The 14,613-nt window shown below is 72.5% G+C and carries 10 protein-coding genes; 2 read left to right on the top strand and 8 right to left on the bottom strand.

Going from position 1 to position 14,613, the window contains the following annotated elements:
• From pyrR to MW290_RS27665, 3 genes are read right to left on the bottom strand one after another with little or no spacing between them, the layout of a single operon-like run.
• Positions 1–513, bottom strand: coding sequence for a bifunctional pyr operon transcriptional regulator/uracil phosphoribosyltransferase PyrR (gene pyrR, locus MW290_RS27655; RefSeq protein WP_250197573.1), 513 nt, complete (start codon positions 511–513; stop codon positions 1–3).
• Positions 510–938, bottom strand: a complete 429-nt coding sequence (gene ruvX / locus MW290_RS27660) for a Holliday junction resolvase RuvX (RefSeq protein WP_250197574.1) — start codon at positions 936–938, stop codon at positions 510–512. Before ruvX ends, pyrR begins: the two co-directional genes overlap by 4 nt.
• Positions 935–1,519 carry a YqgE/AlgH family protein gene (locus MW290_RS27665; protein ID WP_250197575.1) on the bottom strand — a complete coding sequence of 195 codons (585 nt, stop codon included), beginning with the start codon at positions 1,517–1,519 and terminating at the stop codon, positions 935–937. The genes ruvX and MW290_RS27665 overlap by 4 nt, the downstream gene beginning before the upstream one ends.
• A 102-nt stretch (positions 1,520–1,621) precedes the next feature.
• Here MW290_RS27665 and MW290_RS27670 point away from each other — a divergent pair, with 102 nt between their 5' ends.
• Positions 1,622–2,845: a class I SAM-dependent methyltransferase gene (locus MW290_RS27670; protein ID WP_250197576.1), complete on the top strand. Its 1,224-nt coding sequence runs from the start codon at positions 1,622–1,624 to the stop codon at positions 2,843–2,845.
• Entirely contained in the window at positions 2,842–4,317 is a 1,476-nt protein-coding gene (locus MW290_RS27675) for a cryptochrome/photolyase family protein (RefSeq protein WP_250197577.1), read from the top strand. Before MW290_RS27670 ends, MW290_RS27675 begins: the two co-directional genes overlap by 4 nt.
• Here the strand turns inward: MW290_RS27675 and MW290_RS27680 are convergent.
• The 5 genes from MW290_RS27680 to MW290_RS27700 are packed head-to-tail and all read right to left on the bottom strand — an operon-like array spanning position 4,301 to position 14,556.
• On the bottom strand, positions 4,301–10,669 hold the full coding sequence (locus MW290_RS27680; protein ID WP_250197578.1) for a hybrid sensor histidine kinase/response regulator: 6,369 nt from the start codon (positions 10,667–10,669) through the stop codon (positions 4,301–4,303). The genes MW290_RS27675 and MW290_RS27680 overlap by 17 nt on opposite strands.
• Positions 10,670–10,690: 21 nt before the next feature.
• Positions 10,691–13,141: a methyl-accepting chemotaxis protein gene (locus MW290_RS27685; protein WP_250197579.1), complete on the bottom strand. Its 2,451-nt coding sequence runs from the start codon at positions 13,139–13,141 to the stop codon at positions 10,691–10,693.
• A gap of 33 nt (positions 13,142–13,174) precedes the next feature.
• Entirely contained in the window at positions 13,175–13,723 is a 549-nt protein-coding gene (locus MW290_RS27690) for a chemotaxis protein CheW (RefSeq protein ID WP_250197580.1), read from the bottom strand.
• Positions 13,724–13,747: 24 nt separating this feature from the next.
• Positions 13,748–14,113, bottom strand: coding sequence for a response regulator (locus MW290_RS27695; RefSeq protein ID WP_250197581.1), 366 nt, complete (start codon positions 14,111–14,113; stop codon positions 13,748–13,750).
• 26 nt (positions 14,114–14,139) lie between these two features.
• Positions 14,140–14,556 carry a response regulator gene (locus MW290_RS27700; RefSeq protein ID WP_250197582.1) on the bottom strand — a complete coding sequence of 139 codons (417 nt, stop codon included), beginning with the start codon at positions 14,554–14,556 and terminating at the stop codon, positions 14,140–14,142.
• Positions 14,557–14,613 lie beyond the last annotated feature (57 nt).

Genomic DNA, 14,613 nt, shown 5'->3' on the forward strand with positions numbered 1-14,613 from the left:
TCACTCTCCCGCCTCGATCGCCTGCACCGCAAAGCGCAGGCGGCCGTCCTCGTGCCGGGCCAGCGACAGCCGCTGCGACGCCGGCAGGGCCAGCCGGGCGGCGGCATAGGCCGCTTGTATAGGCAACTCACGGCCGCCGCGGTCCACCAGCACCGCCAGCGTCACGCTGGCCGGGCGACCGAAGTCGAACAACTCGTTGATGACCGCGCGGATGGTGCGGCCGGTGTACAGCACGTCGTCCACCAGCACGATGTGGCGGCCTTCGATCTCGAAGGGCAGCTTGGTGGCGTCGACACCGGCGGCCATGCCGCGCTGGCCGAAGTCGTCGCGGTGCAGCGCGCTGGAGATGACGCCGTGCGCGCCGGGCAGGCCCAGGTCGGCCTGCAGGCGCTCGGCCAGCCAGGCACCGCCGGACCACACGCCGACCAGCAGCGCATCCGGCTGCAGCAGCCCGCGCACGCCGGTGCGCAGCTCGGCGTACAGCGCCTCGGCGTCGAGGGACAGAGTACTCATGGTTGGGCTCTCAGGAACTGGTCAAGGATGATGGCGGCCGAAGCCGCGTCCACGTCGGCGGCGCCGCCGGCCAGCGCTTCGGTGGTGCTGTAGCGCTCGTCCACTTCGTGCACCGGCAGCCGCAGCCGGCCGTGCAGCTGGCGGGCGAAGCGCTGCGCGCGGCGGGTATTGTCGTGCGGCGTGCCATCGGGGTGCACCGGCACGCCCACCACCAGCGCATCGGGCTGCCACTGGCGCACCAGCTGCTCGATGGCGGCGAAGCGGGCATCGCCCTCGGCCGCAATGGTCTTGAGCGGCGTGGCGCTGCGCAGCAGCGTGTTGCCGCTGGCCACGCCCACGCGGCGCGTGCCGTAGTCGAAAGCCAGGAAGGAACGGGGAACGGGCGGCGCGGTGGCGGGCTGGGGGGCGTCGGGCTGGTCGCTCACGCGTGCCCCGCCTCCCCGCTCAGCATGCGCGGGTCGATGCCCAGCAGCGACAAGGCCTTGTCGTAGCGCTGCGCGATCGGCGTGTCGAAGATGACCTCGGGCTTGGCGTCCACCGTCAGCCAGCCGTTGCGGCTGATCTCGTCTTCCAGCTGGCCGGCGCCCCAGCCGCTGTAGCCCAGCGTCACCAGGATCTTGCGCGGGCCGGCGCCGCTGGACAGGGCTTCCAGCACGTCCTTGCTGGTGGTCATTTCCAGGTCGCCGCCGGGAATGGCCATGGTGGAGTTGTAGTGGCCGCCGTCGCTGGACAACTTTTCGTGCAGCACGAAGCCGCGCTCGGTCTGCACCGGGCCACCGAAGTACACCGGCGCGTCGGCCAGGTCTTCGCGCGCCAGCGGCAGCTCCACCTTCTCGAACAGGTTGCGCAGCTTGATGTCGATGGGCTTGTTGATCACCAGGCCCAGCGCACCGCGTTCGGTGTGCTCGCACAGGTAGACCACGGCGCCGACAAAGTTCTCGTCGGCCATGCCGGGCATGGCGATCAGGAACTGATTCGTGAGGTTGATGCGGGCGCTGTCGGCCATGGGGCGATTCTAGTGCGCCCCCGCCGCGCCCCGGGGCGGCCCCGATAATCGGCCGCGCCCTTGCTGACGACGCGCCATCCCGGCGCGCCCACCCCTGCCCCGATGAGCCCGCCCGCCGACACCGACCCCACCGAACGCTTTTTCGCGCTGCTGGCCGAGAGCTTGGCCGCCGGCACGCTGGCCAAGCTGGTGCTGGGCAAGTACCACGGCCCCGAGCCCGAGCTGCAGCGGCTGACCGCCCGGCCGGTGCAGCTGCGTGGCCAGCCGCACCTGTCGTTCGTGTACACCCACCGCACCAAGGACATCACCAAGAACCACCCGCTGGACGAGGCCATCGCGCTGTTGCGCGGCCTGGCCGGCCCGGCCTTCAGCCACGCCCACCTGCTGACCACCGCCGAGGACGTGCAGCTGCTGTTCAGCCGCAAGGGCAAGCCCGCGCTGGTGCGCCGGCCCACGGCCCAGGCGCGCGAGGCGGCCAACACGCACGACCGCGAGAAGCACCGCTTCCTCGACCTGCAGCGGCCCTTCCTGCGTGAGCTGGGCGTCACCGATGCCCAGCACAAGCTGGTGCCGGCGATGTCGCGCAAGTGGAAACAGATCAACAAGTTCGTCGAGGTGCTGGACCATGCCTTCGACGGCAGCCCGCTGGCCGGCGGCACAGCGCCGGTGCGGGTGCTGGATTTCGGCTCGGGCAAGGGCTACCTGACCTTTGCGGTGCACGACTACCTGACCCACACCCGCGGCCGACCGGCGCTGGTGACGGGCGTGGAGCTGCGCGACGACATGGTGCAGCTGTGCGAAGGCGCGGCCCGCCGGCTGGGCCTGGACGGCCTGCACTTCCAGCGCGGTGACGTGGGCAGCGTGGAAACCGGTGCCACCGACGTGATGATCGCGCTGCACGCCTGCGACACCGCTACCGACCATGCGCTGCACCGCGGCATCACCGCGGGCGCGTCCATCATCCTCAGCGCGCCCTGCTGCCACAAGCAGATCCGCCCGCAGATGAAGAGCCCTTCCCTGCTGCAGCCGATGCTGCAGCACGGCATCCACCTGGGCCAGCAGGCCGAGATGGTGACCGACAGCCTGCGCGCCCTGCTGCTGGAAGCGCATGGCTATGCCACGCAGGTGTTCGAGTTCATTTCGCTGGAGCACACCAGCAAGAACAAGATGATCCTGGCGGTCAAGCGCGCCACGCCGCTGCCCGCCGCGCGGCGCCAGGCACTGCGCAGCCAGATCGCCGAGATCAAGGCCTTCTACGGCATCACCGAACACTGCCTGGAAAGCCTGCTGGACCGCACCCACCCGCTGGAGACCGAACCCGCATGAAGGCCCTGGATGCCGCCCTGGTGTGGCTGCGCCGCGATCTGCGCGCCGAAGACAACGCCGCCCTCTTCCATGCGCTGAAGGCCGCGCGCCAGGTGCACTGCGCCTTCATCTTCGACAGCACCCTCCTCGATGAACTGCCGCGTGCCGACCGGCGGGTGGAGTTCATCCGCGACAGCCTGGTGGGCCTGGATGCGCAGCTGCGGGCGATGGCCGCCGCGCATGGCGTGGACGGCGCGGGCCTGATCGTGCGGCACGGCGCGGCGGCGCAGGAGCTGCCCCGGCTGGCCCACCAGCTGCACGTACAGGCCGTCTACACCAACCACGACGACGAGAGCTACGCCATCCAGCGCGATGCCAAGGTGCGCGGCGCACTGGCCGACCTGGGCATCAGCTTCCACACCAGCAAGGACCATGTGGTGTTCGAGCGCTCGGAGGTGATGACCGGCGCCGGCAGCCCCTACAGCGTGTTCACGCCCTACAAGAACGCCTGGCTGAAGAAGGTGGATGCCTTCTACCTGAGCGCCTACCCCGTCTCGCGCCATGCCGGCGCGCTGGCACCGCGGCCGGAGAGCGACTGCAGCGAGGTGCCGACGCTGGAAAGCCTGGGCTTCGAACGCACCAACCTGCATGAGCTGAAGCTGCCCAGCGGCCCGGTGGGCGCGGCCGAGCTGATGCAGGACTTCCGCGAGCGCATCGACCGCTACGACGACGCGCGCAACTACCCGGCCGTCAAGGGCCCCAGCTACATGGGGCCGCACCTGCGCTTCGGCACGGTGTCGGTGCGGGCGCTGGCGCGCGAGGCGCATGAACGTGCGGCCAAGGGCTCACCCGGCGCGGCCACCTGGCTGTCGGAGCTGATCTGGCGCGACTTCTACAACCAGGTGCTGCACCACCACCCGCGCGTGGTGGGCCATGCCTTCAAGCCCGAGTACGATGCCATCAAGTGGGACCACGGCAAGGCCGCCGATGCGCTGTTCGCCGCCTGGCGCGAGGGCCGCACCGGCTACCCGCTGGTGGATGCGGCGATGCACCAGCTCAACGAGACCGGCTACATGCACAACCGGCTGCGCATGGTCACGGCCAGCTTCCTGACCAAGGACCTGGGCATCGACTGGCGGCGCGGCGAGGCCTACTTCGCGCTGCACCTGAACGACTTCGACCTGGCGTCGAACAACGGCGGCTGGCAGTGGGCGGCCTCCACCGGCTGCGACGCGCAGCCCTACTTCCGCATCTTCAACCCGGTGTCGCAGAGCGAGAAGTTCGATGCCGAAGGCAAGTTCATCCGCCGCTACCTGCCGCAGCTGGCCAAGCTGCCGGCCAAGCTGATCCACGCGCCCTGGCTGGCGCGGCCGATCGAGCTGGCCGAAGCCGGTGTGGTGCTGGGCAAGCAATACCCGCACCCCGTGGTGGACCACGACGAGGCGCGGGCCCGCACGCTGGAACGCTTTGCCGTGGTCAAGCGGCCGGCGTGAGTTCGCCCGCCGCCTGCCGCGCGGCCTGTTCGGCCGCGTAGTGCGCCACCAGGCCCAGCAGCTGCTCTTCCGAGTAGGGCTTGCCCAGGTAGTGGTCCACGCCCAGCTCGGTCGCCACGTCGCGGTGCTTCTGCGCGATGCGTGAGGTGATCATCACCACCGGCAGCGTGCGCAGCCGGTCGTCGCTGCGCAGCTTGCGCACCAGGTCGAAGCCGTCCATGCGCGGCATCTCGATGTCGGTGAGCAGCACCACCGGCCGTTCGCTGGCCAGCTTCTCCAGGCCTTCCAGCCCGTCCTTGGCCAGCACGACGCGGTAGCCCTCGCGCTGCAGCAGCCGCTGCGTGACGCGGCGCACCGTGAGCGAATCGTCCACCACCAGCACCAGCGGCGCCTGCGGCGCGCTGGCCACCGGCTGCCGCGGCGCGGCCTGCCCTTCGGCCGGCTGCGCCTCGCGGGCGGCGGCCTGGGCGCCTTCGCCGTACAGGCTGGCCAGCGCCACCGGGTTGTAGATGAGCGTGGGCGAGCCCGAGGCCAGCAGCGTAACGCCCACCAGCCCCGGCAGCCGCGACAGCTGCGCACCCAGGTTCTTGACCACCACCTCGTGGTTGCCGACCACGTCGTCCACATGCAGCACCACCCGCTGCTGCGCGCTGCGGATGACCACCAGCGACTGGGTGGCCGATGCGTCGCTGCCGCGCGCGCTGCCATGCAGCAGACCGCCCAGCCAGAAGAAGGGCAGCAGCTGTTCACCCACCGGGTAGTGGCTGCTGGCGTAGGCAGCGGCCACTTCGTCGGCCGGCACACGGCGCACCGCCTCCACCAGCGGCGCGGGCACGGCCACCGTCAGCTCGCCGGCACGCAGCATCACCACCTGGGTGACGGCGGTGGTCAGCGGCAGCACCAGGCGGAAGCTGGTGCCTTCGCCCCAGCTGGTGGCGGTCTCGATGCGGCCGCCCATGGCCAGCACCTCGCTGCGCACCACGTCCATGCCCACGCCGCGGCCGGCCAGCTCGGTGACCTCGGCCGCGGTGGTGAGGCCGGGCGCAAACACCAGCTGCGCCAGCTCGGCATCGCTGAGCTGCGCCTGCGGCGCCACCAGGCCCTGGGCCACGCCCCGCTCACGCAGGCCCAGCAGGTCCAGGCCGCCGCCGTCGTCGCGCACTTCCACGCCCACCTCGTTGCCGGCATGGCTGAGCGAGATGGTGATGCGGCCCACCGGGTCCTTGCCGCGCTGGCTGCGCAGCTCGGCCGCTTCGATACCGTGCACCACGCCATTGCGCAGCAGGTGCTCGAAGGCGCCGGTCATGCGGTCCAGCACGCCGCGGTCCACTTCGATGGCGCCGCCCACGATGTCCAGCCGCACCTGCTTGCCGGTTTCCTTGCTGGCCTGGCGCACCACGCGGTAGAGGCGGTCGGCGATACCCTCGAACTCCACCATGCGGGTGCGCAGCAGGCCGTCCTGCAGGTCGCGCGTCAGCCGGCCCTGGGCGGCGATCTCGTCCTCGGCCGTCTGCAGGCTGCGCTGCAGGCTGCGCTGCACCGTGGCCACGTCGTTGACCGACTCGGCCATCATCCGCGTGAGTTCCTGGAAGCGGGTGAAGCGGTCCATCTCCAGCGGGTCGAAGGTCTGGCTGGCCTTGGCCGCCTCGATGCGCGAGCTGATCTGCGTCTCGGCCTGCAGCTCCAAATCGCGCAGCTGGCGGCGCAGGCGCTCCAGGTTCTCGGTCAGGTCGCCCAGCGAATGCTTCATCGTCACCAGCTCGGTGTCGATCCGCGAGCGGGTGATGGACACCTCGCCGGCATGGTTGACCAGCCGGTCCAGCAACGCGGCGCGCACCCGCACCGGCGCCTGCTGCACCGGCACCGGCAGCGGCGCCTCGGGCACCGGGGTGGGCTGCAGCGCAGGGTCGGTGAAGCGCGACCAGTCGATGGGCGGCGGCTCGGCCGTGGCCGGGGCCGGGGCTGCTTCAGGCAACGCGTCGGCCACCACCGGCGTGGCCTCCGCGGCCGGCGGCAGGTCGGCGTCCAGCGGCGGCCACGCGTCTTGGCCCGACGGGTCGGCAGGCATGTCCGCCGGCTCGTCGGCCAGCGAGAGGAACGGCGGCGGTGCCTCCTCGGGCGTTTCCTGGGGCGCCTCCTCGGGCGTTCCGGCGGGCGCCTGGAGCGCCTCGCTCAGCGGCTCACCGCGCTGCAGCGCTTCGAAGGTGGTGTTGATGGCATCGACGCGGGCTTCCAGCGCCTCGACGTCGCTGCGCTGCAGGCTGGGGCGGGCCAGCAGATGCTCGATGGCGGTTTCCAGCCGGTGCGCCATCTCGCCCAGGCGCATGGCGCCAGCCAGGCGGGCACCGCCCTTGAGCGTGTGCAGCGTGCGCATGCAGGCGGCCGGGCCGGCGGGGTCTTCGGGCTGCTGGGCCCAGTCGCGCAGGCGGGCGGCCAGCTGCGGCAGCAGCTCCTGCGCCTCTTCCTCGAAGATGGGCCACAGCTCGGCGTCCACCGCATCCACGGCGTCGATGCCGTCCTCGTCGTCCAGCGCCAGCGCGGTGGCATGCGGCGGCTCCAGCGGCGGCGCAGGGGTCAGCGGCACGAGGGCCGTGGCACCGCCCAGGCCGCTGTCCAGCACGCCCGGCAGCGTGCCGGTGCCCGAGTCGGGCGGCAGCTCCTGGAACATCGGCGCGGCGGCCGCGGCCAGGGCCTGCTCGCAGGCCTGCAGCCGCTCGACCAGGCTGGCCGACGGGCTGCGCAGGAAGCCGGCCGCGAACTGGTGCAGCAGCTGGCGGATCTCGTCGCTGGCCTCGTTGAACAGGCGTGAAGTGGGCCCGTCGCCCTGCCCCAGCACCTGGCTGTGGGCCAGCGCATGCTCCAGCAGGCGGGCCAGCTGCGACAGCTCGCCGAAGCCCACGGTGGCCGAGTTGCCGGCCAGCGAATGTGCCAGCGCAACGGCGGTTTCGCCCACCGGCCGGTGCAGCTCCAGCGCCCATTCGGCCAGCTCGATGCCCAGCCGGCGCGACTGCTCGTCGGCCTCGGCCAGGAAGATGTTGAACAGCGCCAGCGGCACCTGCAGCTCGCCGATGTGCTTGAACTCGTCGGGCGGCGTCGGGGCCGGCGGCAGCTCGGGCGCAGCGGGCTCGGCCGCCGCCAGTTCGTCGAAAGGCGCAGGCGCCGGTTCGTCGAAAGGCGCAGGCGCCAGTGGCGCGGGTGCTGGCGCCTCGCCCAGGTGGAAGTCGGGCCAGGCGTCGACCAGCATCGAGACCTCGGGCTCGGGCAGCGGGGCGTCGGCTTCCAGCCTGGGTTCAGGCTGAGGTTCTGGCTCCGGGGCCGTCGGCCTGTCGGCGGCGGCACTGGGGTCGTCGGCCAGCACCGGCAGCAGCGGCATCGGCGAGGTCATCAGCGGCTCGAACAGCGGCTGCGGCGCGGGTGGCAGCGCTGCGGCGTCCGCCGCAGGGGCCGGTGCCGGGCTGCCGAAGTCAAGCCCGAAGTCCAGGTCCAGCGCATCCGCCGACGGCAGGTCGGGCACGGCGGCCAGCAAGGCGGCGGTATCGGGAGTATCGGAGATATCGGCGATGTCGGCGGCAGGCGGCTCGGCCGGGCCGGCCTGCGCCGGCGCCGACACCGGCAACACCCACGGCGGCCGGCGGTCCAGCGGTTCGGTGAGCACGCCTTCCAGCGCACCGTACTCCGACTGCCCGCCGGCATCGATCAGCGGCACCGGGCCGCTGAGGTCCTCGGGCGCCTCCCCGGCCAAGGCCAGGCTGCCGGTGCCCGGGGCCGCTGGCAGGAACAGCGGCTCGCGCAGGCCTTGCAGGCGCATCGCATCGGCGGCCTGCTGCACCGGTTGCGGCGCATGGCCGCCATCGCGGCGATCGGCCACCGCCTGCACCCAGTCGCCCAGGTAGTCCAGCAGTTCGCCGGTCAGGCCCAGCAGGTCGTCGTCGGCGTGCGGGGCGCCGGCCAGGCGGGCGTTGTACAGCTGCTCGGCAGCCCAGGCGGCTTCACCGAAGTCGTTCAGGCCGACCATGCGGCCGCTGCCCTTGAGCGTGTGGAAGGCACGCCGCAGCGTGGTCAGGCGGCCGATGTCGTCGCGCTGCACGGCCAGGCCCTGCAACGCCTCGGCGGCGCCGCTCAGCACGTCGCGGGCTTCTTCCAGGAACACCTCGCGCAGCTCGTCGTCTTCTTCCTGTGCGGCGGGCTCGGGTGCGGCGGGCGTGGCCACGGCCACCGGCGTGGCCGGCTCGGCCGACAGCGGCGGCAGCGCCAGGTCCAGCGGGGCTTCGGCCGGCTCGGGCACCGAGGGCATCGCCGCCGTGGTCTCGGGGTCCAGCTCGGGCAGCAGCAGCGACAGCGGCGCTTCGTCCACCGCATCGACCGTGGGCAGCGGCTCGGGCGCGGCGGTGGCCACAGGCAACGGGTCCAGCACCGGGTCCGGGGCCAGGTCCAGCGGCAGGTCCAGCGACAACTCGGGCAGCGCCGGCAGTTCGGGCAGCACCGGCGCCGGCGGCTCGGCCGGCGTGGGCAGCGGCTCGGGCACCAGGTCGGGCATGGGCGCCGCCTCGGCCTCGGGCACCGCGGGCGCGGCCATGCGGTGGGCCACGCCGCTGCCCACGGTGGAACGCAGCAGCCCGCTGTCGGCATCGAAGGCGAACAGCGACTTGGCCACCTGCGGCTGCACGCTGAGCATGTCGATCAGGAAGCCCAGCATGCCCAGGTTGGCGGCCAGCCGGTCGAACAGCGGCGGCTGCGCGGCCTCGGCCACACCGCCCTGCAGCAGCAGGTCGACGTCGTCGCGCATGCGCAGCACGGCCTGCGAGGCCTGGTCGAAGCCCAGCACCGACAGCACGCCGCGCATGGCCTGCAGCTGGCCGGGCACCGGCACCAGCGGCTCGGTGGCCTGCGGCGCGCGGAAGAAGAGGTCGATCTGCTTTTCGCTCTCGCCCAGCGCAGCGCGCAGCTCCTGCACCACGCTGCCCATGGTCTGGCGGTCGGACACGCGGCGGTACAGCGCCTCCATCCAGGGCGCCAGCGGCTGGGCGGCCGCACCGCCGCGCGCGGCGGCTATGCGCTCGGCCAGCCGCTGCACCCGTTCGATCTCGTCAGGGCGATCGAAGTCGGCGTCTTCCAGCGCGGCGTCCACGTACAACACGCTGGTGGCCACCTCCATCGCCAACCCAGCGGGCGGTGCCTGGCCGCTGTCGGCGGTGCCGGCCACCGCGTCGTGCAGCGCCGCGGCCAGCCGCTCGCCGCCCGGGAACAGCCGGCGCAGCGACTCGCCCACCAGCGCGAACAGCTCGCCGATGCCGCCCAGCCGGTGCAGCTCACCGCCGGCCACGGCGGACCAGGCATCGCGGGCCACGGCCACGCGCTTGCGCGCCTGCGAGACCCAGGCCGGGTCGAAGCGGCCGAGGCGGCTCGATTCATAGTCCACCGCCGGTTCGGCCGGCAGGCTCCACGCGGCCTGCACCGCGGCCAACCGCGGCGCGTTGGTGGCGCCGTCCAGCGACTGGGCGCAGAAGAACAGCAGGTCGTGCGCCAGGCGCTGCACCACCTCGCCCTGGGTCAGCGACTCGGGGTTGCGCTCACCGGCGCGCAGCTGCGCCAGCAGCCGCGAGGCCATGCGCTTGGTGTGCATGTCGGTGCGCAGCAGGCGGTGGCCCTGCGCCTCGAAGAAGGCGCCGGCCAGCTTCCACAGCGTGGCCACGTGCAGGTGGCGGCTGCCGGCACCCAGGCCGGCGAACAGGTCGCTCAGCCGCTGGGCGGCGGCGCCCTCGGGCTGGCGCATCAGGGCCAGGGTCTGCAGCTCCACCTCGGCCCGGGCGTCGGCGTCCAGCGGGCGCGGCTGCGCACTGGCGTCGGCCGGCAGCTCGCGCCAGCGCCATTCCAGCGGCCACAGGTCGGCCGGGTGCACACGTTCGGCGCCCGCCAGCTCCTGCACCGCGCGGTACTGCGGAAACAGCAGCAGCGGCGACACCGGCTTGCCGCCCAGCAGCCGGTGCAGGTAGTCCAGCAGCGCGAAGGAGGCGAATTCCAGCGTGTCCACCGCCGCGGCGCTGAGCTTGCGCTGGCGCAGCAGCTGGGCCAGTGCGGCCTCGGAAGCGCGCAGCAGCAGCGCCGCCGACGGCAGGCCGATCAGCTCCAGCGCGCCCACGCCCTGGTGCAGGTGCTGCTGGGCCTGGCGGGTGAGCGACGGGTCGCCGGTGGCGGCGTCGCCCGCCAGCGCGGCTTCCTTCAGGTGGCGGCGCAGCAGCTTGTGCGCCGTCTCCAGCGAGCGGCGCAGTTCCTCGTGCACCCAGGAGAGCGCGGTGAGGTCTTCGGTGTGATCGCGCGACAGGGGCGCGGAGGGCAGCATGGCAGCGGACATGGATGGAGGGCGCCCGCGGCGTCAGTTGATCTTGAAGCGGGCCACGGACAGGCTCAGCTCCTCGGCGGTGCGCGACAGCTCGCGCACCATCTGCGATGTGGAACGGGTGCCTTCGCCGGTCTGCTCGGTGACCGCGAAGATGTGCTGGATGTTGGCCGCCACCACGTTGGCGCCCTGCGCCTCGCTCAGCGCCTGCGCCGAGATCTGCCCGATCAGCTCGGCCAGGCGGCGGGTGACGCGCTCGATGTCGGCCAGCGCCGAGCCGGCGTTGTCGGACAGCCGGGTGCTCTCGACCACGCCCTGGGTGGATTGCTCCATCGCGGCCACCGCGTCCTGGGTGTCGGCCTGGATGGTGCGCACCAGCGCGGCGATCTGCCGCGTGGCATCGGCCGAGCGCTCGGCCAGCCGCTGCACTTCTTCGGCCACCACGGTGAAGCCGCGGCCGGCCTCGCCGGCCGATGCGGCCTGGATGGCGGCATTGAGCGCCAGCACGTTGGTCTGTTCGGTGATGTCGGAGATCAGCTCGGTGATCTCGCCGATCTCCTGCGAGCTTTCGCCCAGGCGCTTGATGCGCTTGGAGGTTTCCTGGATCTGGTCGCGCATGGTGTTCATGCCGCCGATGGTGTTCTGCACCGCGGCGCGGCCCGACTCGGCCGCCGCCAGCGACTGGCGGGCCACCTCGGCCGTCTGCTGGGCCTGGGCCGACACCTCGTTGATGCGGCCGGCCATCTGCAGCACCGATTCGCCGGTCTCGTGGATCTCGCGCAGTTGCTCGGTGGAAGCGGCCAGCAGCTCGGTGGAGGTGTCCTCCACCTTCTGCGTGGTGTCGGTCAGCCGCGTGGCCGCGGCCTGCACCTGCGCCACCAGCGAGCGCAGTTCCTCCACCGTGTAGTTCACCGAATCGGCGATGGCGCCGGTGATGTCCTCGGTGACGGTGGCCTGCTGCGTCAGGTCGCCTTCGGCCACCAGCTGCAGCTCGTTCATCAGCCGCAGGATGGCGGCCTGGTTGGCATCGTTCACGCGCTTGGCCTGCTGCTCCTGCCGCTCGGCCGCGGCACGCTGGCGCTGCGCCAGCCGGGCCTGCTCGGCCTGGTCGCGCACGTACAGGCGAACGAAGCCGCCACCACCCAGTAGCGCCAGCAGCAGCCCGCCGCCGATCAGCGGCAGCGCCGCGCCCAGCCCGGCGGGCGCGCCGCCCAGGCGGCCCTGCAGCCCTTCCAGGCCCTGGCGCAGCGGCTCGATGTCGGCCAGCGCCGCGGCCTCGGCCTTGCGCGCGTCCACCACCGCCTGCAGCCGCGGCAGCAGCGCCTCCACCGGCTGCTGCACCGGCTCGTAGGCGGCCAGCAGCGCAGCGATGCGCTCACGCACCACCGGGTCGCGGCTGCCGGGCAGGTTGAGTTCGGCATTGCCGTCCTGCAGCGCCAGCGCGGTGTTGCGCAGCGCGGGCAGGTCGCGGCCGAGAGCCACCACCGCCTCGGCGCTCAGGCCCTCGGGCGAGAGGAATTCACCGGCGCTGCGGCCCAGGCGCTGGGTGAGCATGGTCAGCTGGCCGGCGGCCAGCAGCTCGGCCGGCGTGGCACCGGCCTGGGCCTTGGCGGCCACCACGGCCTGCGCGGCTTCCAGCAGCTGGGCCGACTGGCGGTTGACGCGGCGCAGCGCCTGGCCAGCCTGGGTCAGTGCCTCGCGCTGGGCCAGCACCTGCTGGGTGTTGCGCGTGATGCGCTCGGCCAGCGGCAGCAGGGCCGCGGTGTCGTCTCGCAGCGGCGCCGGCACGCTGCCGGCCAGCGACTGCAGCGCGCTGCCCAGCTGTTGCACGCTGTCCTGGCTGTCCACCAGGGCCGCGGCCTGGCCCAGCACCGCCTGCGGCAGCGCGCGGGCCAGCCGCTGCGATTGCACCAGCGCCTGGCTGGCGCCGGCCACCTGGTCGGCACCGCGGTTGGCCGCGCCCAGGGCCAGCACCACGCCGACGATCAGCATCAGGAGCCCGCCCAGCATCAGCAGGCCCAGCACGCGCTGCTGGCGCGCCACCGGCCAGCGGCCGATCAGCGGCAGGCCGCTGCCGGCGGGGGCGGCTTCGGGCACGGGTTCTTCCAGCCGGCTTTCGGTGTCGTCGTCCTGCAGGCTGGCGGGCTGGCTTTCGGCCACCAGCGCGGCGGGGCGCGGCGGTACGGGGGTGGGTGCCGGTGCGGGCGCGGCGGCGCGCGGGTAGGCCGCTCCGGCGGCCGGCGCAATGGGTGCGCCCACGGGCGGCGCCAGGCCGGCGCCGGTGCGGGGAAAGCTGGTGGCGGTGACCGCAAAGGGGTCCACCTCCGCTGCGGCGGGCGCCCGCGGCGTGCCCACGTCCATGTCCAGGTCGATGTCCGCCGCCTCGCCGGTGGTGCGGCCGAAATCCTCGCCGATCTGTGTGGCCGGACCTTCCGGGTCCGCCGCCTGCCCACCGCCCTTGGTCTTGTACTGGTCGAGAAAACTCATTGCTTCACCCCGGGGCTGACATGTGCTCGGGCGCTAATGGCCCGCGATGGCAAGGAACTGCGGATCTTCCGCCAGGGCCGACAGCAGGATTTCCTGCCAGGCGCGCCCGTCGGCATCGCGGTAGCGCGCACCGGCGAATGCCGGCAGTGCAGGCCCCTCCGGCTCTTCGGCAGGCAACATCTCACGCTTGAGCTGGCTTTCGTTGCGCAGGCCGGCCAGCCGCTCGACCAGCAGCGCGCAGTTGAGCCCGCTGCCGGCGCCCAGCGCCACCAGGCGCGCGGGGTCACGCGTGCCTTCACGCGCGGTCTCGGTGCGGCCCAGCCCCAGGAAGGCGGCCAGGTCGACCACGCCATGCAGCCCGCCGCGCAGGTTGGCCACGCCGACGAACCAGGGCCGCGCATGCGGCACCGGCAGCAGCGTGGTCAGCGGAAAGATCTCGCCGGCCTGCTGCAGCGGAAACAGCAGCCCGTGGCCGCGGCATTCCACCGCCAGCCAGGAGGCCACCTGCTGCTGGTCACGGGCCGCCTGCAGCCGATCGGCCAGGCGGGCATGCAGGTCACGCAGGGCTTCGCGGTCGGCCATCGTCGGCGGTCGGGTGAAGGGCGCTCAGTCGAACGCGCGGATCTTGGCGACCAGCTCGTCCGCATCCACCGGCTTGACGACGTAGTCGCGCGCGCCCTGGCGCTGCGCCCACACCTTGTCGGTCTGCTGGTTCTTGCTGGTGCACATGATCACGGGCACGCTGGCAAAGCGCGGGTCGCGGGTGATCAGCCGGGTGAGCTGGAAGCCGTTCTGGCCCGGCATCACCACGTCCATCAGGATCAGGTCGGGCAGGTCCTCGCCCAGGCGGCGGAAGGCCTCGTCCCCGTTCTCGGCGGTGCGCACCGCATAACCGCGGCGGCCCAGCAGGTCCGACAGGTGGTAGAGCTCGGTCTTGGAGTCGTCCACCACCAGGATCTTGCGGATCGTCATCTCGTTGTTCCTTGGCCGGGCCGGCTTCAGGCAGGGCGCCGGTATTGCGCCACCGCCCGCAGCAGCTGTTCCTTGGTGAACGGCTTGGTGAGGTAGTCCTCCGAGCCGACCATGCGGCCGCGTGCCTTGTCGAACAGGCCGTCCTTGGACGACAGCATGATCACCGGCACGTGGGCGAAACGCGGGTTGCGCTTGATGATGGCGCAGGTCTGGTAGCCGTCCAGCCGCGGCATCAGGATGTCGCAGAAGATCAGCTCCGGCTCATGGTCGTTGACCTTGGCCAGCGCGTCGAAACCGTCTTCGGCCAGCACCACCTCATGCCCGCCCTGGCGCAGAAAGATCTCGGCGCTGCGGCGGATGGTGTTGCTGTCGTCTATCACCAGCACCTTGGCCGCCGAAGCGGGGGCGGCGGTCTCGACGAGGGTGGGGAACGCGTCGCTCACGGGCGAATCTCCTTCACGCCCGTGCGCGCCGGGGGTACCAGCGGGCCGGGCCGGCTG

The sequence above is a fragment of the Aquincola tertiaricarbonis genome, assembly GCF_023573145.1.
GTDB lineage: Bacteria > Pseudomonadota > Gammaproteobacteria > Burkholderiales > Burkholderiaceae_C > Aquincola > Aquincola tertiaricarbonis_B.